18 protein-coding genes are annotated in these 18,454 nt (G+C 48.5%); 16 read left to right on the top strand and 2 right to left on the bottom strand.

Going from position 1 to position 18,454, the window contains the following annotated elements; translation table 11 throughout:
• Positions 1-6: 6 nt before the first annotated feature.
• From ACN0T0_RS08200 to ACN0T0_RS08130, 15 genes are all read left to right on the top strand, one after another.
• On the top strand, positions 7-381 hold the full coding sequence (locus ACN0T0_RS08200) for a DUF4845 domain-containing protein (protein ID WP_417224960.1): 375 nt from the start codon (positions 7-9) through the stop codon (positions 379-381).
• Complete coding sequence (rnc, locus tag ACN0T0_RS08195) at positions 381-1,061, top strand: ribonuclease III (RefSeq protein ID WP_417224994.1); 681 nt, start codon at positions 381-383, stop codon at positions 1,059-1,061. Before ACN0T0_RS08200 ends, rnc begins: the two co-directional genes overlap by 1 nt.
• Positions 1,058-1,993 (top strand): GTPase Era, encoded by a 936-nt coding sequence (gene era / locus ACN0T0_RS08190; RefSeq protein WP_417224958.1) that lies wholly within the window; start codon positions 1,058-1,060, stop codon positions 1,991-1,993. The genes rnc and era overlap by 4 nt, the downstream gene beginning before the upstream one ends.
• Before the next feature lie 13 nt (positions 1,994-2,006).
• Positions 2,007-2,726 carry a DNA repair protein RecO gene (recO, locus tag ACN0T0_RS08185; RefSeq protein ID WP_417224956.1) on the top strand — a complete coding sequence of 240 codons (720 nt, stop codon included), beginning with the start codon at positions 2,007-2,009 and terminating at the stop codon, positions 2,724-2,726.
• A 122-nt stretch (positions 2,727-2,848) separates the two neighbouring features.
• Positions 2,849-3,622: a pyridoxine 5'-phosphate synthase gene (pdxJ, locus tag ACN0T0_RS08180; protein WP_417224954.1), complete on the top strand. Its 774-nt coding sequence runs from the start codon at positions 2,849-2,851 to the stop codon at positions 3,620-3,622.
• Positions 3,619-3,993, top strand: coding sequence for a holo-ACP synthase (gene acpS, locus ACN0T0_RS08175; RefSeq protein ID WP_417224952.1), 375 nt, complete (start codon positions 3,619-3,621; stop codon positions 3,991-3,993). Before pdxJ ends, acpS begins: the two co-directional genes overlap by 4 nt.
• Positions 3,994-4,159: 166 nt before the next feature.
• Complete coding sequence (cysM, locus tag ACN0T0_RS08170; RefSeq protein WP_417224950.1) at positions 4,160-5,056, top strand: cysteine synthase CysM; 897 nt, start codon at positions 4,160-4,162, stop codon at positions 5,054-5,056.
• Positions 5,057-5,331: 275 nt separating this feature from the next.
• The gene (gene relA / locus ACN0T0_RS08165) at positions 5,332-7,590 is read left to right on the top strand and encodes a GTP diphosphokinase (protein ID WP_417224948.1); all 2,259 of its coding nucleotides are present in this window, start codon (positions 5,332-5,334) and stop codon (positions 7,588-7,590) included.
• Positions 7,590-8,408: a nucleoside triphosphate pyrophosphohydrolase gene (gene mazG, locus ACN0T0_RS08160; protein ID WP_417224946.1), complete on the top strand. Its 819-nt coding sequence runs from the start codon at positions 7,590-7,592 to the stop codon at positions 8,406-8,408. The genes relA and mazG overlap by 1 nt, the downstream gene beginning before the upstream one ends.
• 63 nt (positions 8,409-8,471) lie before the next feature.
• Positions 8,472-8,858: a hypothetical protein gene (locus ACN0T0_RS08155; RefSeq protein ID WP_417224944.1), complete on the top strand. Its 387-nt coding sequence runs from the start codon at positions 8,472-8,474 to the stop codon at positions 8,856-8,858.
• Positions 8,859-9,025: 167 nt separating this feature from the next.
• Positions 9,026-11,632 carry a phosphoenolpyruvate carboxylase gene (gene ppc, locus ACN0T0_RS08150; RefSeq protein ID WP_417224942.1) on the top strand — a complete coding sequence of 869 codons (2,607 nt, stop codon included), beginning with the start codon at positions 9,026-9,028 and terminating at the stop codon, positions 11,630-11,632.
• Between the two features lie 446 nt (positions 11,633-12,078).
• Entirely contained in the window at positions 12,079-12,735 is a 657-nt protein-coding gene (adk, locus tag ACN0T0_RS08145) for an adenylate kinase (protein WP_417224940.1), read from the top strand.
• A 98-nt stretch (positions 12,736-12,833) separates the two neighbouring features.
• On the top strand, positions 12,834-13,880 hold the full coding sequence (hemH, locus tag ACN0T0_RS08140; RefSeq protein ID WP_417224938.1) for a ferrochelatase: 1,047 nt from the start codon (positions 12,834-12,836) through the stop codon (positions 13,878-13,880).
• Positions 13,870-14,610 carry a 23S rRNA (guanosine(2251)-2'-O)-methyltransferase RlmB gene (gene rlmB, locus ACN0T0_RS08135; RefSeq protein ID WP_417224992.1) on the top strand — a complete coding sequence of 247 codons (741 nt, stop codon included), beginning with the start codon at positions 13,870-13,872 and terminating at the stop codon, positions 14,608-14,610. Before hemH ends, rlmB begins: the two co-directional genes overlap by 11 nt.
• 336 nt (positions 14,611-14,946) lie before the next feature.
• On the top strand, positions 14,947-15,423 hold the full coding sequence (locus tag ACN0T0_RS08130; protein ID WP_417224936.1) for a hypothetical protein: 477 nt from the start codon (positions 14,947-14,949) through the stop codon (positions 15,421-15,423).
• Positions 15,424-15,535: 112 nt separating this feature from the next.
• Here the strand turns inward: ACN0T0_RS08130 and ACN0T0_RS08125 are convergent, their stop codons facing one another.
• Positions 15,536-16,732, bottom strand: a complete 1,197-nt coding sequence (locus ACN0T0_RS08125; protein WP_417224934.1) for an acetate/propionate family kinase — start codon at positions 16,730-16,732, stop codon at positions 15,536-15,538.
• A 1-nt stretch (position 16,733) separates the two neighbouring features.
• Positions 16,734-17,675, bottom strand: coding sequence for a bifunctional enoyl-CoA hydratase/phosphate acetyltransferase (locus ACN0T0_RS08120; protein WP_417224932.1), 942 nt, complete (start codon positions 17,673-17,675; stop codon positions 16,734-16,736).
• A 366-nt stretch (positions 17,676-18,041) separates the two neighbouring features.
• Here ACN0T0_RS08120 and ACN0T0_RS08115 point away from each other — a divergent pair, with 366 nt between their 5' ends.
• Positions 18,042-18,407 (top strand): histidine triad nucleotide-binding protein, encoded by a 366-nt coding sequence (locus tag ACN0T0_RS08115; RefSeq protein ID WP_417224930.1) that lies wholly within the window; start codon positions 18,042-18,044, stop codon positions 18,405-18,407.
• The last annotated feature ends 47 nt before the right edge of the window (positions 18,408-18,454 follow it).

Raw genomic sequence — 18,454 nt, 5'->3', positions numbered from 1 at the left:
TAAGTTATGTCAATACGGAATAAGCAACAGGGCGTCTCTTTTTTCGCTCTGATGATCATCTTGATTGTCGCAGGCGTGTTTTTTGCGGTTGGAATGAAGTTGTTTCCGGTCTATTGGGATCACAGTCTGGTGACCTCCATGATGGAAGAGTTAGTAGAAGAGCCTGATACCAAAAAAGACAACCCGGCTGAAACCCGTCAAAAAATTAGTAAGCGACTGCGCATTAATCAGGTGAGCTTGCCGGTTAGTGACGCTGTGATTATCGCTGAAAAAGAAGGGGTGAAACTAATCACCCTGAAATACGATGTAACTGTACCTATGTTTTACAATGTTGATGCAGTGGTTAAATTCCACGAACAGTATGAAGTGATTATCCGTTGATTATTAAGCCTGCCACCGACCTCGCTAAAAAGCTGGGGTATCAGTTTAAAGACGAGAGCATGATTGAATTAGCTCTCACCCACCGTAGCCACGGAAAGCGTAACAATGAACGTTTGGAGTTTCTAGGAGACTCGATTCTTAATTTCGTTATCGCCGAAGCACTTTACCGACGCTTTCCTGAAGCGAAGGAAGGTCAGCTCAGTCGGCTGCGTGCTCAGTTAGTCAAAGGTGAGACGCTAGCCGAATTGGCTCGTGAAATGAAGCTCGGCGATTATTTGCGGCTAGGTTCAGGCGAACTGAAAAGTGGCGGTTATCGACGCGATTCTATTTTGGCCGATGCGGTTGAGGCGATTATTGGCGCCATCTATCTCGATAGTGATATGGATAGTTGCCGGCCTTATATTTTGGGTTGGTATCAATCCCGTCTAGAGCAGACATCTCTGCTAGACACCCAGAAGGATTCTAAAACGCGCTTGCAGGAGTTTTTACAGTCCCGTCGTGCGCCGTTACCAGATTATGAACTGCTGTCTGTCAGTGGCGAAGCGCATCAACAGACTTTTGAAATTCGTTGTGCCGTAGCCCTGTTGGATCAGCCGACGGATGGTAAAGGTAGTAGCCGTCGTCAGGCTGAACAGAATGCCGCTAAAAAGGCGCTTGATAAACTGAAGGTGGTTAAATGAGTCGTGATCTGAGTTATCTGCTAGATCAGCCCAGTGATAATCAGCACTGCGGATTTGTTGCCATCATTGGTCGCCCGAATGTGGGTAAATCAACGCTGATGAATAATATCCTTGGGCAGAAATTGAGTATTACTTCCCGTAAACCTCAGACGACTCGCCATCAGATTGTTGGTATTAAAACCGAGGGTGATGTGCAAGCGGTGTATGTTGATACCCCGGGGCTGCATAAAGATCAGGATAAAGCGATTAACCGTTATATGAACAAAGCGGCGAGTTCTGCGTTGCGTGATGTTGATGTGGTGGTTTTTATTATTGATCGTACGGCTTGGACCGAAGAAGACGAAATTGTATTTGAAAAGCTAGGCGGTATTAAATGCCCTGTGATTCTCGTGATCAATAAAATTGATCAGCTCGATGACAAAGAGTCCCTCCTGCCACACCTTGAAACATTGTCGCAAAAAATGGACTTTCTCGAGATTATCCCGATCTCCGCTAAAAACGGCACCAGTGTTGATCGCCTAGAAGCGGTGATTAATGAACACCTGCCTAAGAGTATTCATTTTTACCCGGATGATCAGATTACCGATCGTAGTTCGCGTTTTTTGGCGGCTGAATTGGTGCGTGAGAAGTTAATGCGTAATCTCGGTGATGAGGTACCCTACGGGACCACCGTTGAGATTGAAGAGTTTAAGCGCAATGAACGGGGTATCTTGATTATTAGCGCTTTGATCTTAGTTGAACGTGAAGGCCAGAAGCGCATCGTTATTGGCGATAAGGGTGATAAGATTAAAGGCATCGGCCGAGACGCGCGCTTGGATATGGAAAAGATGTTTGACTCTAAGGTGATGCTAAATCTTTGGGTTAAAGTGCGTAGCAACTGGTCGGATGACGAGCGGGCCCTGCGCAGCCTTGGATACAACGATATAGAGTGACTGAAGGTCGCGGATGAGTTATCAGGTTGAAGCTCAGGCGGCTTACGTCCTGCATACCCGTCCGTACCGGGAGACCAGCTTATTGGTCGATCTCTTTACCTTAGAGCAGGGTAAAGTCAGTGCGGTAGTTAAAGGCGCTCGTAGCCCGCGTTCTCGAATGCGAGCGATGATGCAGCCATTCACTCCCTTACAGATTAGTTTACGTGGCCGTCACGAGTTAAAGACCTTAATTCAGGCTGAAGCGGTTGCCGCGCCGGTATTTCTTAAAGGGGATGCACTGATTTGCGGTCTGTATGTGAATGAACTCCTCGAACGCTTGTTACAACCCTCGGACCCCCATCCACGACTCTATGTTTTTTATCAATATGTTTTGAATGAGCTTCTGGCCGCGAACGATATCGAGTTAGCCCTGCGTACATTCGAGCAACATCTGTTACAGCAGTTAGGCTACCAATTTGATGTACAAGGTTGCCAGCCCGATAATATCTATCGCTATGAGTCATCCCAAGGTTTTATTTTGGTGAAGCAGTTTTCGGATGCCGTTAAACCGTTTTGTTTTAGTGGTGATCAGTTAATCGGTATTGTGGCTGAGCAGTATCATCGTCCGGAGATTCGTCGTGCCGCGAAACGCTTGATGCGGCTGGCGTTGGAAACGCAACTAGGGAGTCGGCCACTGCGCAGCCGTGAGTTATTACAGGGTTATCGACCCAAGCCTCCCGTTGCAACGCCATAAGGTTATCGGTCTGTTCAGACTATTGCTGGCAGCAGGATTCTAGTAAGCTTTGTCGAGATAGGTATCATCATCGTTTTGTTGATGTTTCGCTGTTTTTATTTCTATTTTAGAAGAGGTTAATCGTGGTTGAGCCAAGCCGTTTATTACTGGGTGTCAATATTGATCATATCGCCACACTGCGTCAGGCACGGGGCACCCGTTATCCTGATCCGGTACAGGCCGCGGCGCTGGCTGAAGAAGCTGGAGCCGATGGTATTACTGTGCATCTGCGCGAAGATCGTCGACATATTCAAGATCGTGATATCTACTTGTTGGCGGATACCCTGCAAACACGGATGAATTTTGAGATGGCCGTGACGGATGAGATGGTCGGCATCGCTGAACAAGTTCAGCCAGGTCATGCGTGTCTTGTGCCTGAAAAACGGGAAGAGCTGACCACCGAAGGTGGATTAGATGTGGTTGGCCAACAGCAAAAAATTAAAGCCGCCTGTGATCGTTTAGCTGCGGCTGGGGTTGAAGTCTCTTTGTTTATCGACCCCGAGCAAGATCAAATTGATGCAACCTTAGCTTGCGGTGCGCCGGTTATTGAATTGCATACCGGTGCTTATGCCGATGCGGAAACCGCAACCGAGCAGAAGGCCGAACTCGCACGTATTCAAGCGGCGGCTACTTATGCCTTCAGCAAAGGACTGATTGTGAATGCCGGACACGGGCTCAACTATCACAATGTTGAACAGATTGCTGAGATTCCGGAAATCAATGAACTGAATATTGGTCATGGGATTATCGCCCGTGCGGTTTTTGTTGGCTTAAAAGAGGCGATTGCTGAGATGCGTCGTTTGCTGATGGAAACTCAAGTGCGGGTTCAATCATTACGGGATGCCGTGCGTCGATGATCATCGGTGTTGGCACGGATCTATTGGATATCCGCCGCATTGGTAAGGCGCTGGAGCGAACGCCACGCCTTGCTGAGCGGATTCTGACGGCATCAGAACTAGCGCAGTTTCAGCGTGCCTCCCAACCGGTCAACTTTCTGGCAAAACGCTTTGCGGCTAAAGAAGCGGCGGTTAAAGCGCTGGGTACAGGAATTGGTCGAGGTATCAGTTGGCAGCATTTTTCGGTGAGCTACGATAGCTTAGGCCGGCCGTTAATGACGATGAACGGCGGTGCGCAGGAAAAAGCCGAGCAGCTAGGAATTCGTCAGATACATATCTCTTACAGTGACGAAACCGATCATATTATCGCGTTTGCTGTGGCTGAATCCTAATCGCGGCACTTAGCTCTGTTTAGTGTCATTCAGAACTGTTTTTGATTGAGCTTTTAGGGCGCCACCGGTACTATTCTGGTTGTTATTTCTGATATATAAAATCAATTTTTAATTTCTTTTAGTTATATTCTTATATTGGCTTTAAGAGCGGCGGGCGTACAGGTTTATGAGTATGAATTTTCCAACCATTGAAGATTATGTGGGTAATACGCCCCTTGTGCGTCTGCAACGGCTTGATGTTGGCCGTGGGAATACAGTGCTCTGTAAGCTAGAAGGCAATAACCCGGCTGGCTCGGTTAAAGACCGTCCGGCGATGAGTATGATTCAATTAGCTGAACAACGGGGGCAGATTTCACCGGGAGATACCTTGATCGAAGCAACCTCGGGGAATACCGGGATTGCCTTGGCAATGGCGGCGGCGATCAAAGGCTATAACATGACCCTGATTATGCCGGATAACAGCAGTGAAGAACGTAAAACGTCGATGACGGCCTACGGCGCTCAACTTATCTCGGTAACGTCAGAGCAAGGTATGGAAGGTGCACGGGATCTAGCACTGAAGATGCAAGCGGATGGACAGGGAATTGTACTCGATCAGTTTGCCAATATGGATAATCCTGAAGCCCATTACCGTGGCACAGGGCCTGAACTGTGGCAGCAAACAGAGGGGCGTATTACCCACTTTGTTAGTGCGATGGGCACAACGGGTACGATCATGGGCACCTCCCGCTATCTGAAAGAGCAAAATTCAGCGGTGCAGGTTGTTGGCTTGCAGCCAGCAGAAGGCGCCGCTATTCCCGGGATTCGTCGCTGGCCTGAAGCTTACCTACCAAAGATTTTTGAAGCTTCACGGGTGGATCGAGTGCTCGATATTACCCAGCAAGAGGCGGAGCAAACCATGTGCGCTTTGGCTCAACAAGAGGGAATCTTCTGCGGTGTTTCTTCCGGTGGGGCTGTTGCCGGGGCGTTACGGTTAGCGCAAGAGGTCGATAATGCCATTATCGTGTGCATTATCTGCGACCGTGGTGATCGTTACTTATCCACCGGCGTTTTTAGTCATTAACCTGGCGTCTTAACACTGCGCATTAAAGGGGCCTGTGGCTCCTTTTTTTTGCCTGAATAGCGCTGTTTTCAAGTTAAGTTAGACTAAGGGTTGCGCTTAATTCGGCTTAACTTACTCGCTATTAAAGGCCTGAAATAATAGAATGGGCCGCGGTATGCGCTATTGATTTTATACATTGTTTTAGCTTCTGTTATCGGTTTGTGGTGGTATTTAACAGAGGCTGTAGGGCGCAGACGTTTTTAGGGTATTAGGTAACTAGGGAGTGGCGTAGCGCTGTGGTAAAAGTACGCGAAGATCATCCGATACAGGCTGATGGTAGTATCGATCTGGAAATGTGGCTGGAACGGTTGCAAGAACAGGTCGAACTTAAGGATGTTGATACCGTCCGTCAGGCATGTTTGTATGCTCAACAGCTAAAAGAAGAGGCGGAGCCCTCAGAAGATTCATGGAGTGATTGTGATAGTTACCTAACCGGTCTGGAGATGGCGCAGATTTTGGTTGAGTTAAATCAGGATCAAGATGCTTTAGTGGCGGCTATTCTCTATCGCAGTGTGCGTGAGAAACGTACCACACTGGAAGATATTCGTCGTCGCTTTGGTCAGACAATTACGACGCTGATTGATGGCGTATTGCAGATGGCGGCTATCGGTAGCCGGCAGAACCCACGGCGTGAAAATGTCTTGGGACAGAGTGGCAATCCGCTGGATAATGTCCGCAAAATGTTGGTCTCAATGATCGATGATGTGCGGGTTGTGCTGATTAAAATTGCCGAGCGTACTTGTGCGATTCGACGGGTTAAAGGTGACTCCCGCAAGAAACGTTACCTGGTGGCCCGTGAGGTCTTTGATGTTTATGCGCCGCTGGCTCATCGACTGGGTATTGGTCATATTAAGTGGGAACTGGAAGACCTTTCTTTCCGCTATCTAAAGCCTAACGATTACAAGCAGATTGCCTCCCTGCTGGATGAGAAGCGTCTCGACCGCCAGCAGTTTATCGAAGATTCTGTCAATATTCTCAATACCGAATTAGAAAAGGTGAATATTGAAGGCGATGTGATGGGGCGTGCCAAGCACATCTACAGTATCTGGCGCAAAATGCAGCGCAAGAACATCGCTTTTAACCAAGTGTATGATATTCGAGCAGTAAGAATCTTGGTGCCGGAGATTCGTGATTGCTATACCGTTTTGGGTATTGTTCACGGTCTGTGGCGCAATATCCCTCACGAGTTTGATGACTACATCGCATCGCCTAAGCCGAATGGCTACCGCTCTTTACACACCGCGGTGTTTGGTCCGTCCGGTAAGGTGTTAGAGATTCAGATTCGCACCTTCTCAATGCATGAAGAGGCTGAGTTAGGGGTCTGTGCTCACTGGCTTTACAAAGGTACCGATACTAAATCAACCAGTTCGAGTTACGAAGATAAGATCGCTTGGTTGCGTCAGGTGCTGGAGTGGACTGAAGACCTGAGTGATTCAGAAGCGTTTTCTGAAGTGATCAGTGGTGATGTTGCTCATGACCGAGTGTATGTCTTTACTCCTGAGGGACATGTGGTTGATATGCCGGTTAAATCGACCCCGGTTGATTTTGCTTACCGGGTTCATACCGAGGTTGGGCACCGTTGTCGCGGCGCCAAAGTGAATGGCCGAATCGTACCATTAACTCGGCAGTTACAAACCGGTGATCAGGTGGAAATTTTGACCGCCAATGAGGAACATCCTCGGCGTGATTGGTTAAACCCTAACTTGGGGTACATCACCAGCGCTCGTTCCCGGGCTAAAGTTCAGCACTGGTTTAAACTGCAGGACAAAGACAAAAACGCGGCGGCGGGTAAGAAAATTATTGATCGCGAGTTCCGCCGTTTGGCGCTTGAGAGTAGCGACCTTAACTTTACCCAGATGGCCAAAGAGGTGAATCATCGCACCGCCGACGATATGTACGCGGCCCTAGGTGCCGGTGATATCCGCTTGTCGCAGGTTATTAATGCGGCGCAACAGCAGGTTGAAACCGATCATCAAGAAGCGCAGCTTGATCTTGCGCTGCCGGGTAATAACGGCCGGGTTAATCGGGGTACGGGCTCTGACGGTATTAATATCCGTGGCGTTGGTAATCTATTAACCACGATTGCGCCTTGCTGTAAGCCGGTGCCTGGCGATCTGATTATTGGTTATATCACCAAAAATCGGGGTGTTTCCATTCACCGGGAAGACTGTATTAATGTGTTTCAGTTGCGCCAGCATGAAGGTGAACGGGTCGTTGAGGTTAGCTGGGGTGAAGAGGCTGAATCAACCTACCCAGTGGATATCTTCGTCGAAGCGTTCGATCGCGCCGGTTTGCTACGTGATCTGATGATGGTTATGGCCAATGAAAACATCAACCTAGTGGCTGCGCATACTCAGTCGGATAAGAAGAGTAATATTGCTCAACTGACCCTGACCATTGAGATCAGTCGCCTAGAGTTGCTGGGTAAAATTATGGATAAAATTAATCAGATTCCGAATGTGACCGATGTTCATCGACAGCGAAGTGGCTCCTGATGGCCGTGCAATATAGCCTTAATGACCTGATCTCTTTGATGGCGAGACTGCGAGACCCTGAGGATGGCTGTCCTTGGGATCTCAAGCAGGATTTTGCCAGTATTGTCCCGCATACGTTGGAAGAAGCGTACGAAGTGGCTGATGCTATCGAGCGTCAGGATTGGCCCCATCTACAAGGTGAGCTGGGTGATTTACTGTTTCAGGTGATCTTTTATGCTCGCCTCGCCGAAGAACAGCAGGGCTATGGTTTTGGTGAGATTGTTGACACGCTGGTTAAAAAATTGATCCGTCGTCATCCACATGTTTTCCCTGATGGTACTTTAGCCAGTCGGCGCACCGCTGAACCGCTGAATGAGCAAACCATCAAGGCAACGTGGGAGGCCATTAAAGCGACTGAACGGGGTGAAAAACCACTTCAGGATGTGCGCGTTTTAGATGATATTCCGATGGCTCTTCCGGCCCTTAATCGTGCCGAGAAATTACAGAAACGGGCTGCTCAGGTCGGCTTTGATTGGGGCGATGTACTGCCCGTACTGGATAAAATCGAGGAAGAGATCGCCGAGTTACGTGAAGCGATCGCAGCCGGTGATCAGCTAGAAATGGAGCATGAACTGGGCGATTTGATGTTTGCTCAGGTTAATTTGGCGCGGCATATGGGGATCAATCCCGAAAGTGCTTTGCGCTACACCAATCAGAAATTCACAAACCGTTTTAACTATATCGAAGATCATGTTACCAAGAGTGGTAAAGGTTGGCAGGATTTCACCTTGGATGAGCTCGATAGCTGGTGGGACGAGGCCAAACAGAAAGGTTTGTAGCCATGCCGTTGTCACTCGGGCGTCAATATACCGATGTTAGATAACGCCTAAATGGAGATCACTATGGGTTCGGTACAATGGGTTATTATGGCGCTGATCGTGATGGCTGGGCTAGGCTATTGGAATTACCAACGGATTGATGGTCAACGTAAAGAGCTACAAGCGACAGGGTTTCAGATCTCGGATGATCTCAAAGGCAATCCCGGTCTGCTAATCAGCACCTCGCAACGTGAAATTGCGGTATTAAATCCCAACGGTTATCTGCGTTTCAGTTTTGCTCAGCTACAGCGGGCCGAAGTACGTTCAGATGCGTTCGCACAAACCGATCATAATTATCGTATTGCTCTGATACTCTCCGGGGCGACACAGCCCGAGGTTGAGGTCGGCTATGAAAATGAACCACGGGCTGAGAACGCCTTGAAACAGCTACGGCGCTTGACCGGTCATTAATCTGCTACTTTTATATTGAGACTAAGATAGTATTTGTGCTTTGCACCAATCGTGTAGTATCAATGTTATTGTGTTAACAGTGCTTTAGTTATTATCCTGTGGATAACGCATATGGATTTAATAGTGCTGTATTAACAATACTTTGCAGATATGACAGGGGACGCTGAATGACAACGCTTCACGAAGACCTGCGGGACGATGTTCGGATGTTAGGGGACTGCCTTGGGCAGACCATTGTGGCCCATAAAGGCCAAGCATTCCTAGATAAAATCGAAACCATTCGAGCCCTATCGAAGGCGGGGAGATCATCTGGTAAACCTGTCGCTGACGAGCTGCTAAAAACACTCAGCGAGCTCGATGATGATGATTTATTGCCAGTCGCCCGGGCATTTACTCAGTTTCTTAATCTCTCCAATATTGCTGAAGAACATCACCGCGTGCGTCGTCGCTCTGGGGTGATGGATGTATGCACCAGTGACTCTTTCTGCGGTTTGCTTGGTCGTTTATTGCAGCAAGGGTCAAGTAAGCAGCAGATTGCCGATGCGGTCTGTAATATGGATGTTGAGTTGGTGTTAACTGCCCACCCGACAGAAGTTAACCGGCGTACCCTGATTCAGAAGTTTGATTCGATTACCGATTGCCTACAGCGTATTGACCGGGGTGAGGACCTACGTCACCGGCTGCATGATTTAATTAGTCAGGCTTGGCATACCGACACTATTCGTAAACAAAGACCGACGCCCGTTGATGAAGCCAAATGGGGCTTTGCGGTGATTGAGAATTCCCTTTGGGAGGCGGTGCCGGTATTTTTGCGGCATATTGATCAGCAACTATTTGCTGCCACCGGCATTCATCTTCCCTTGACCCGCTCGCCGGTTCGGTTCGCGTCTTGGATGGGGGGCGACCGGGATGGCAACCCAAATGTTACCTCCGTGACCACGGAAAAAGTCTTGTTGTTATCCCGCTGGATGGCGGCCGACCTCTATATAAAAGATATCGAGCGCTTGCGCACCGAACTATCGATGAATCAGTGCAGTGAGGCGATGCGACAGCGGGTAGGCCCTCACCCTGAACCTTATCGAGAATTACTGCGAGAGGTGAGTCAGAAGTTGAGCCAAACGAAACATTGGGTCACCGAACGGCTGGATGGGCATCCTGTTGATAATGAAGGTGTTTATATTCTACCGGAGCAACTACTTGAACCCTTGCAGTTGATCGACGCTTCGTTGCGCGCCTACCAAATGGAAGTGATTGCCGATGGTTTATTGAGCGATACCATCCGTCGGGTCGCTTGTTTTGGCATGATTTTGGTGAATCTCGATATCCGTCAGAATGCTGATCGTCACGCTGAAGTATTAGATGAGTTAACGGGCTTCTACGGTATTGGTTGTTATAGTGAGTGGAGCGAAACCAATAAGCAGATGTTCCTGCTGAAAGAGCTGCAGGAAAAACGTCCGCTGTTTCCCCGCGACTGGCAGCCCTCTGCGGATGTGCAAGAGGTGCTGGATACCTGCAATGTGGTGGCACAGGAAGAGCCTAATTCGTTAGGGTCTTACGTGATTTCGATGGCTAGTCAGCCTTCGGATGTACTGGCGGTTATTTTGCTGCTGAAAGAGAGTGGCATTCAGCACAATATCCGCGTGGCCCCCTTATTTGAAACCCTAGATGATTTAGATAATGCCGAGAACTGTATCCGGCAACTGTTGGCGATTCCTTGGTATAAAAACTATACCGAAGGTCATCAGGAAGTCATGATTGGCTATTCCGATTCGTCCAAGGATGCCGGCCAACTGGCGGCAGCATGGGGACAGTATCGGGCTCAAGAAGCTCTGACTAAGGTTTGTCAGGAATACGATGTACATCTAACCCTCTTTCATGGTCGTGGTGGCACGGTGGGGCGGGGAGGCGGTCCAAGTCATACCGCTATTCTGGCGCAACCGCCGGGCTCTGTTGCCGGCAGCTTGCGCGTTACCGAGCAGGGGGAGATGATTCGGTTCAAATTCGGCGTGCCAGAGATCGCCGTGCGCAACCTCGAACTCTATACCTCGGCAACGCTTGAAGCGACCCTAGCCCCGGCTCCTGGCCCTAAACCTGAGTGGCGTCAGTTGATGGATGAGATGTCGCAGGCTGGTTTAACAGCCTATCGACAGGTGGTACGCTTTGATCCTCAATTTGTACCTTACTTCCGTTCGGCTACACCGGAGCAGGAGCTGGCAAAACTACCGCTGGGGAGCCGGCCTGCTAAACGTAAAGCGGATGGAGGGGTGGAGAGTTTACGAGCAATTCCGTGGATCTTTGCCTGGACCCAAATTCGTCTAATGTTACCCGCATGGCTCGGCAGTGATGTGGCCTTGCAGCAAACGCTCGATAAAGGGCAGTTTGAGTTAGTGCAGACGATGCGTAGGGACTGGCCTTTTTTCCGTTCCTATATGGATATGTTAGAAATGGTGATGGCGAAGTCTGATGGTAACATCGCCGCCTATTATGAAAAACGGCTGGTCTCCGAAGAGTTAGGGGTGCTGGGTGCTGATCTTCGTTGTCGGTTGGCAAATACGATCGAGCTGGTGAAGAAGATCAAACAGCAGGATGTTCTTCTGGAGCATAGCCCGGTTATTCGTCAGTCGATCGAGGTGCGTAATCCTTATATTGATCCACTGCACTTTCTTCAGGCAGAACTGCTATACCGTGATCGAAATCAGCCGGATGAACGCTTAGAACAGGCGTTGATGATCACCATGGCGGGTATCTCTGCGGGGATGCGCAATACCGGTTAGATTGCTCTCAGCCTTCGTTGTAATGGTGCAATAGGGCTGAGTTGATGATTGATTGGGCAGGTAAAGATTGAGAGGCGGCGTTGTCTGACAGGCCTTTTTGAAAGAAGTTGTCGTTCGACGCGATTGATAACAAGGGTCAACAAAAGCGGATCTTATCCCTTTGGGGGGTTGCTACCTTAGACCGTTTTGACTACTCTCGATCGTTCTTTTTTCGCCCTTGTGATGTAAATATTACGATATTGGCGAAAATAGCCTCCCATGATTGGTAACATTTAGGTGTAGATTGTAGGTCGAATGTCCAATTGTGCGTAGCAGGCATAGGGTTATAGTGTGACACATTGCCTTTCAGGAAAATTTCAGCCGGTGGTTATCCAATAAGCGCCAGGCACTAAGGTTTTAGATTATAAGCTTTTGAATTATAAAATTAGAAACGGAGCAATCCTTACATGCGAATCATTCTTTTAGGTGCCCCTGGTGCCGGTAAAGGCACTCAGGCCCAGTATATCTGTGAAAAATATAGCATTCCTCAGATCTCTACCGGCGATATGCTGCGTGCAGCAGTCAAAGCGGGTACGCCTTTGGGTATCGAAGCTAAAAAGGTAATGGATGCGGGTGGTTTGGTATCCGATGATATTATTATCGGTTTGGTGAAAGAGCGTATCACCGAGTCTGATTGTGCGAATGGTTTTCTGTTTGACGGCTTTCCACGCACCATTCCTCAAGCGGATGCAATGAAGGATGCCGGCGTTGCTATCGACGCCGTGGTTGAGATCGATGTGGCTGACGAAGAGATTATTAAGCGTATGGCGGGCCGCCGTGTTCACCCGGGTTCTGGTCGTACCTACCATGTGATCTTTAACCCACCGGCTGCCGAAGGCAAAGATGATGTTACCGGTGAAGATCTGGTTCAGCGTGAAGATGATAAAGAAGAAACCGTGCGTCAGCGTTTGGATGTTTACCATGAACAGACTGCGCCATTGATCACGTATTATAAAGGTTGGTCAGAAACGGCGACTGCGGATGCACCGAAATATAACTATATTCCGGGTGTTGGTGGTGTCGAAGATATTCGTGATGCAGTGTTTGCATCATTAGAAAAGTAACTCTTTGTTGAGTTTATGAAAAACCGCTCCTCTGAGCGGTTTTTTATTGTCTGCGATTCCGCGATAATAGCGCTTTGCTTTTAATCGGAAATAAACTGATGTCTCAGCCCAAAACAGCGGTGCTGTTGGTCAACCTTGGCTCGCCTGATGAGCCGACGCCAGCAGCGGTTCGCCGGTATCTTAAAGAGTTTTTGTCGGATCGCCGAGTGGTGGAAGGCAACGGTATTATGCGATTGGTTTGGTTGACGGTGCTAAATGGCATTATTCTGACCTTTCGTCCCCGCAAGGTTGCTAAACTGTATGCCTCAATCTGGGATCAAGACTCCCCGTTGCGGTTGATATTGAATCAGCAAGTTGCGGCATTACAATTAGCATTACAGCAACAGATGCCGGTTCAGAATATTCAAGTTTATTCGGCGATGACCTATGGCAATCCGGGTTTAACTGCGCGACTCGAAGAGCTAAACGAAGCAGGTTATAAGAAGATTCTAGTGGTGCCGCTGTATCCTCAATATTCGGCAACCACCACCGCGCCTATCTATGACCTAATCGCTCGCTTTCAAATGAAGACCCGTGATTTTCCCGATATTCGGGTTATTCATGATTACCATGATCATCCACTTTATATTCGGGCACTGGCTGAGTCGGTACAGGCTTTTCAGGCGAACAACCCCCACAGTGATAAGTTGATACTGTCCTATCATGGTATCCCCCAGGAGTATGCCGCTAAAGGTGATCCTTATCCCGAGCATTGCCATCGTACCTCGGAATTACTGGCAAAAGCATTGGGGTTGGTGGCAGATCAGTGGCAAACGACGTTTCAGTCCCGTTTTGGACCAAAAGCTTGGTTGCAGCCCTACACCGATAAAACCCTTGAAGCGCTACCGGAGCGCGGCGTGAAAAAGGTGGATATTATCTGCCCCGCCTTTGCCGCCGATTGTTTGGAAACCCTCGAAGAGATCGCCGTCGAAAACCGGGATGTGTTTGTCGGAGCGGGTGGCGAACAATATCATTATATTCCGGCATTGAACGCCGAGCAGGGTATGATTAATCTGCTGGTGGCACTGGTACAAGAAAATAGCACTGGCTGGTTTAACCAAGCCGGTACCGTTAATGAACAGAAAGAGACAAACGATGCGTCCTGAATATATCTTTGGTATCCACGCGGCCAGCACCACGCTGCAACGTGACAGCAAGCGGGTTAAAGGAATGTGGGTGCTTAAAGGGCGGGTTGATGGGCGGATGCAGACGCTGCTGGACTTGGCTACTGAAAAAAACATCAGCATCGAACGGGTGAGTCGCAAAGAATTGGATGCGATGGCCGAAGAGGGTGTCCATCAGGGTGTAGTGGTTGCTTGTGAGCCGATTCAAGCTAAGAATGAGCAGTTCCTTGATGCGATGTTGGATAAGTTGGAAGAGCCCGCTTTTCTGTTGGTGCTCGACGGTGTTACCGATCCACATAATCTAGGGGCGTGTTTACGTACTGCCGATGCGGCTGGCGTGCATGCGGTTATTGCGCCGAAAGACAAATCAGCCCCTTTAAACGCCACGGCGAGTAAAGTGGCCTGTGGTGCGGCAGAAGTGATGCCTTATGTACTGGTGACCAATCTTGCTCGTACCCTGAAAGAGTTACAGCAGAAGGGCATCTGGGTCACGGGCACGGCCGGCGAAGCCGATACTCTGATCTATGATGCGGATTTGAAAGGTCCGATGGCATTAGTAATGGGGGCTGAGGGACAAGGAATGCGTCGTTTGACCCGCGAACACTGTGACTTTCTGGTGAAGATTGATATGGCCGGAGAGGTTTCATCACTGAACGTCTCGGTTGCTACTGGCGTTTGTTTGTTTGAAGCGGTTAGACAACGAAAAGCCTAAGCTTTTCGTTGTCTACAGACGTGACTGTTGACTGTGATTTTTTCAGCGATTAGCTTGAAAATAATGGTTGGCTGTCTTTGCTCGATTGAGTGTAGGTTTGCAGTCGACCACGCGTCGGCGCGGTGTTGTCGTTTGAGTGGTGACCGCCTCCAAACCGCATGCCAGCGGTTATTCGACGTTTGCCCTTAATACTCGTTTGTAGCACACTCAGTTGATGACAATGTTCGATCGAGCTAATGCTGCGGATCAACATCGCCTATACACTGCATGACATTAAGCAAGACACAACAGTGGCACTTAGTCAGTTGACAAAAATAACGATAAGACGAGGCAATAATGAAGCACATAATCGGACTATTAGCGTTAACCTCGAGTCTGTCTGCCATGGCAGTAGAGGGCTATCAAGATATCTATCTTGATAAAAAGGCTGACATTATTATTCATGGTGTCATGTGTGGCGATGATTTAAATAATCTTAATAAACTCAAACCCGCCAATGTTTATACCAATACCGCTGAGATCGAGAAGGGTACCTATTACTTTAGCTCGGCATACGGGGAATATTCACTCACGTTTAATCCGACCGACAATGACGCGGTGATGGCTCGTGGACTGTTAGCCGCCGGGAAAACTTCAACACAGGATATGGAGAAAAAACTCTGTATCGTGAAAGATGTCGAAGGCTTGCCAACTGCGTTGAGGGGGTATTTGAAAAAAGTAACGCTGAAAGCTAACGATCCAAATTGGGCACAAACAATGAAAAATTACGCGCTGGTGGCGGGTAAGCCTGCTTTTGGTAAGGGAGAATATTAACGCCGGGTTTCGTATGCTTGGTTGGTAAAAACAGAGAGCCAGTGGCTCTCTGTTTTTTTGCCATAGGACTGTCGCTAGCCGCGCAGTGGCGGTCTAGCGATGCTGAGCAGTTTTAGCTTTCAGCGGCGGCTAAAATGTTTTCCGTATGCCGGGCGATCATGGCTTCTTCATTGGTGGGGATTACCCGAACAATGACGGGGCTGGTGGCCTTGCTGATAATCGCTTCACTTTCTTGGTTGGCGCTTTTGTTTAGCTTAACACCGAGCCAGCCGAGTTGATCACAGACCCGTTTACGTAATGAACTATCGTTTTCGCCTACGCCAGCGGTAAATACCAGTTGATCCAAGCCTTGTAAAGCGGCGCTCAGGCGTCCGATTTCCAGTGCCGCACGATAGACGAACATGGCAATAGCTTCTTCCGCTTCGGGTTTATCCGATTTTTTCAGTTCTTGCATATCAGAACTGATGCCCGAGACACCCAACCAACCGCAGTCCTTATAAATAAAGCTTTCTAGTTGGTCAGTATTCATCTGGTAGTTACGCTGCAGATAGAGCAAGACTCCAGGATCAATATTGCCGGTACGTGTGCCCATCGGCAGGCCTTCTACGGCGGAAAATCCCATAGATGAGGCAATCGACTTACCCTCTTTGATGGCACACATGCTAGAGCCTGCGCCTAGGTGACAGACAACGGTTTTAGCGCTTTCGGCGCCATCACCGATTTTATTCAGTGCGTGTTGAATAAATTCATAGGATAAACCGTGGAAACCATAGCGGTGTATGCCTGCTTCGGTGAATTTTCGCGGAATGGCATAATGCTGTTCTACATCGGGCTGATCCGAGTGGAACATGGTATCAAAACAGAGAATTTGAGGTAGGTCGGGTTTAAGGTGTTGGCAGGCACGGATCAATTTGATGCTATAGGGCTGGTGTAATGGCGCTAATGGAATGAGATCTTCAAGGTTCTTGAGTATCTCGTCATTAACAACAACCGGCTTACTAAACAATTCACCGCCATGCACCACCCGATGACCAACGGCTTTGATATCGCTATCGGGTAGGTTTTTGTGAACCCATTGTATGACTTCATCAAGGCAGGATTGATGACGGTGATCAATGGCTATCTCTGTCATATCCAGCTGATGCTGTTCCAATATCTCTCCTTTAGGGGACATCACCTTCATTGTCGGCGTGTTGAGGATATTGCTTAACTTAATCGTATACACATTATCCGCAATATCATCATGACGAAAAAATAGCGCACACTTTAAGCTGGATGAGCCGCCATTGACGGTTAGAATCAGACTCATGTTATTTTTTCTCCTGTGGATGCAGAACCATATGTGATGCGAGAGCGCAGGACGCTAAACGTGTAAGGGTACCTTCAGCGCGGCTGTTGAGAATAATCGGCGCCCGTGCACCTAGAGCGATCCCTGCTGATTTCGCATCGGCAAGGTAGATCAACTGCTTAGCGATCATGTTGGCGGCTTCCAGATCGGGTGCCAATAGAATATCAGCATCGCCGGAAACCGGGGATGAGATGTGTTTATCGATGGCCGCCTGTAAGGAGATCGCATTATCAAAGGCGAGTGGTCCGTCTAGAATACCGCCGGTGATCTGTCCTCGGTCAGCCATTTTGCATAACGCAGCCGCGTCAATGGTGCTTTGCATTGAGGGTTTTACTTTCTCAACAGCTGCCAGAATGGCGACTTTTGGTTCTTTGATGCCTAGGGCATGACAGAAGTCGATGGCGTTTTGAACGATATCTTGTTTGGTGAGTAGGTCCGGCATGACGTTAATGGCGGCATCGGTGATCATCAAAGGCTTATGATAGTTTGGTACATCGAGTACAAAAACATGACTCAGACGGCGCTCGGTACGGATCCCCTCGGTTTTATGAATCACAGCGCTTAGTAGTTCCGAAGTGCCTAAGTCTCCCTTCATTAGGGTTTCTGCGCGAGCCTCACGGATCAGTCGTACCGCTGCTTCAGCCGCTGCATGGCTGTGCTCGACATCGATCAGTTCATAGTCGTCGATGTTTAATTCATATTTATCGGCTGCAGCCTTGATCTTAGCGGATGGGCCTACCAAAATCGGTACGATCAAGCCTCGCTCAGCCGCTTCAATTGCGCCACTCAAACCGTTATGTTCGACGGGATGTACCACTGCGGTGGTGACGGGGCGCGCTTTTACTGCTTCTTCAATAAAGAATTCAAGTTGATTATGAATAGGGGGCTTATCTGAAAGAATCATGGCAATACTCCAAGTGCTCAGTCCTGATTTCCGAGTAGGTCTTCTACGGTCTTGGACACAGGATTGTCGCGATATTAATTATATATTCGGTTTTGTTTCGGTTTGTCGCTGAACGTATGACAAGTGTATGAATTTCTTATGATGCAGTGCAACAAGATAAATGACTAATACAATGATTCTATAACCAATGATAGGGTGTTTTCTATGACGCAGGTGCGGAAAAATGATTTTTGTTGCAGCAGAGTAACCATACTGTGGGAACGGCAGACTGTTGAACCGTGGTTCTGTCGTTGATAATTTAACTTGAACTCTATCCCGCCCAGATGATGTAATCCGGTGAATAGTTTTTAGCGAAGGGTGAGAGAAATGGACTGTCTATTTTGTAAAATACTGAATAAAGAGATTCCGGCGGAGATTATTTATGAGGATGATAAAGTCATCGCCTTCAATGATATTAATCCACAGGCACCAACCCATGCGCTGGTTATTCCTCGCAAGCATATCGCGACATTAAATGATATTGAGCCACAAGACTGTGACCTAGTGGGTCATATGGTGCTGGCGGCCGGTAAGATCGCAGAGCAGCAAGGGTTTGCGGCTGATGGTTATCGTACCGTGTTTAACTGTAACAGCCACGGCGGCCAAACTGTTTATCATATTCATCTACATGTATTGGGCGGAAAACCAATGGGGTGGCCGCCTTATCAAGACACTTTAAAAGTGCCGGTATAGCCGTATCAGGATAGGGAAAAAACCGCCATGGCGGTTTTTTTATGGCT

Origin of the sequence: Amphritea sp., assembly GCF_048266285.1 — a bacterium.
In the GTDB taxonomy this organism is placed as follows: Bacteria; Pseudomonadota; Gammaproteobacteria; order Pseudomonadales; family Balneatricaceae; genus Amphritea.
This window is presented reverse-complemented; position numbering and strand designations above follow the sequence as displayed.

What these genes read in the sequence shown, in the direction of transcription:
- era (WP_417224958.1), top strand. Translation starts at nt 1,058, where the DNA reads ATGAGTCGTGATCTGAGTTATCTGCTAGATCAGCCCAGTGATAATCAG.
- hemH (WP_417224938.1), top strand. Translation starts at nt 12,834, where the DNA reads ATGTCTCAGCCCAAAACAGCGGTGCTGTTGGTCAACCTTGGCTCGCCT.
- ACN0T0_RS08115 (WP_417224930.1), top strand. Translation starts at nt 18,042, where the DNA reads ATGGACTGTCTATTTTGTAAAATACTGAATAAAGAGATTCCGGCGGAG.
- recO (WP_417224956.1), top strand. Translation starts at nt 2,007, where the DNA reads ATGAGTTATCAGGTTGAAGCTCAGGCGGCTTACGTCCTGCATACCCGT.
- mazG (WP_417224946.1), top strand. Translation starts at nt 7,590, where the DNA reads ATGGCCGTGCAATATAGCCTTAATGACCTGATCTCTTTGATGGCGAGA.
- cysM (WP_417224950.1), top strand. Translation starts at nt 4,160, where the DNA reads ATGAGTATGAATTTTCCAACCATTGAAGATTATGTGGGTAATACGCCC.
- acpS (WP_417224952.1), top strand. Translation starts at nt 3,619, where the DNA reads ATGATCATCGGTGTTGGCACGGATCTATTGGATATCCGCCGCATTGGT.
- ACN0T0_RS08200 (WP_417224960.1), top strand. Translation starts at nt 7, where the DNA reads ATGTCAATACGGAATAAGCAACAGGGCGTCTCTTTTTTCGCTCTGATG.
- ACN0T0_RS08125 (WP_417224934.1), bottom strand. Translation starts at nt 16,732, where the DNA reads ATGAGTCTGATTCTAACCGTCAATGGCGGCTCATCCAGCTTAAAGTGT.
- ACN0T0_RS08120 (WP_417224932.1), bottom strand. Translation starts at nt 17,675, where the DNA reads ATGATTCTTTCAGATAAGCCCCCTATTCATAATCAACTTGAATTCTTT.
- ACN0T0_RS08155 (WP_417224944.1), top strand. Translation starts at nt 8,472, where the DNA reads ATGGGTTCGGTACAATGGGTTATTATGGCGCTGATCGTGATGGCTGGG.
- ACN0T0_RS08130 (WP_417224936.1), top strand. Translation starts at nt 14,947, where the DNA reads ATGAAGCACATAATCGGACTATTAGCGTTAACCTCGAGTCTGTCTGCC.
- rlmB (WP_417224992.1), top strand. Translation starts at nt 13,870, where the DNA reads ATGCGTCCTGAATATATCTTTGGTATCCACGCGGCCAGCACCACGCTG.
- adk (WP_417224940.1), top strand. Translation starts at nt 12,079, where the DNA reads ATGCGAATCATTCTTTTAGGTGCCCCTGGTGCCGGTAAAGGCACTCAG.
- ppc (WP_417224942.1), top strand. Translation starts at nt 9,026, where the DNA reads ATGACAACGCTTCACGAAGACCTGCGGGACGATGTTCGGATGTTAGGG.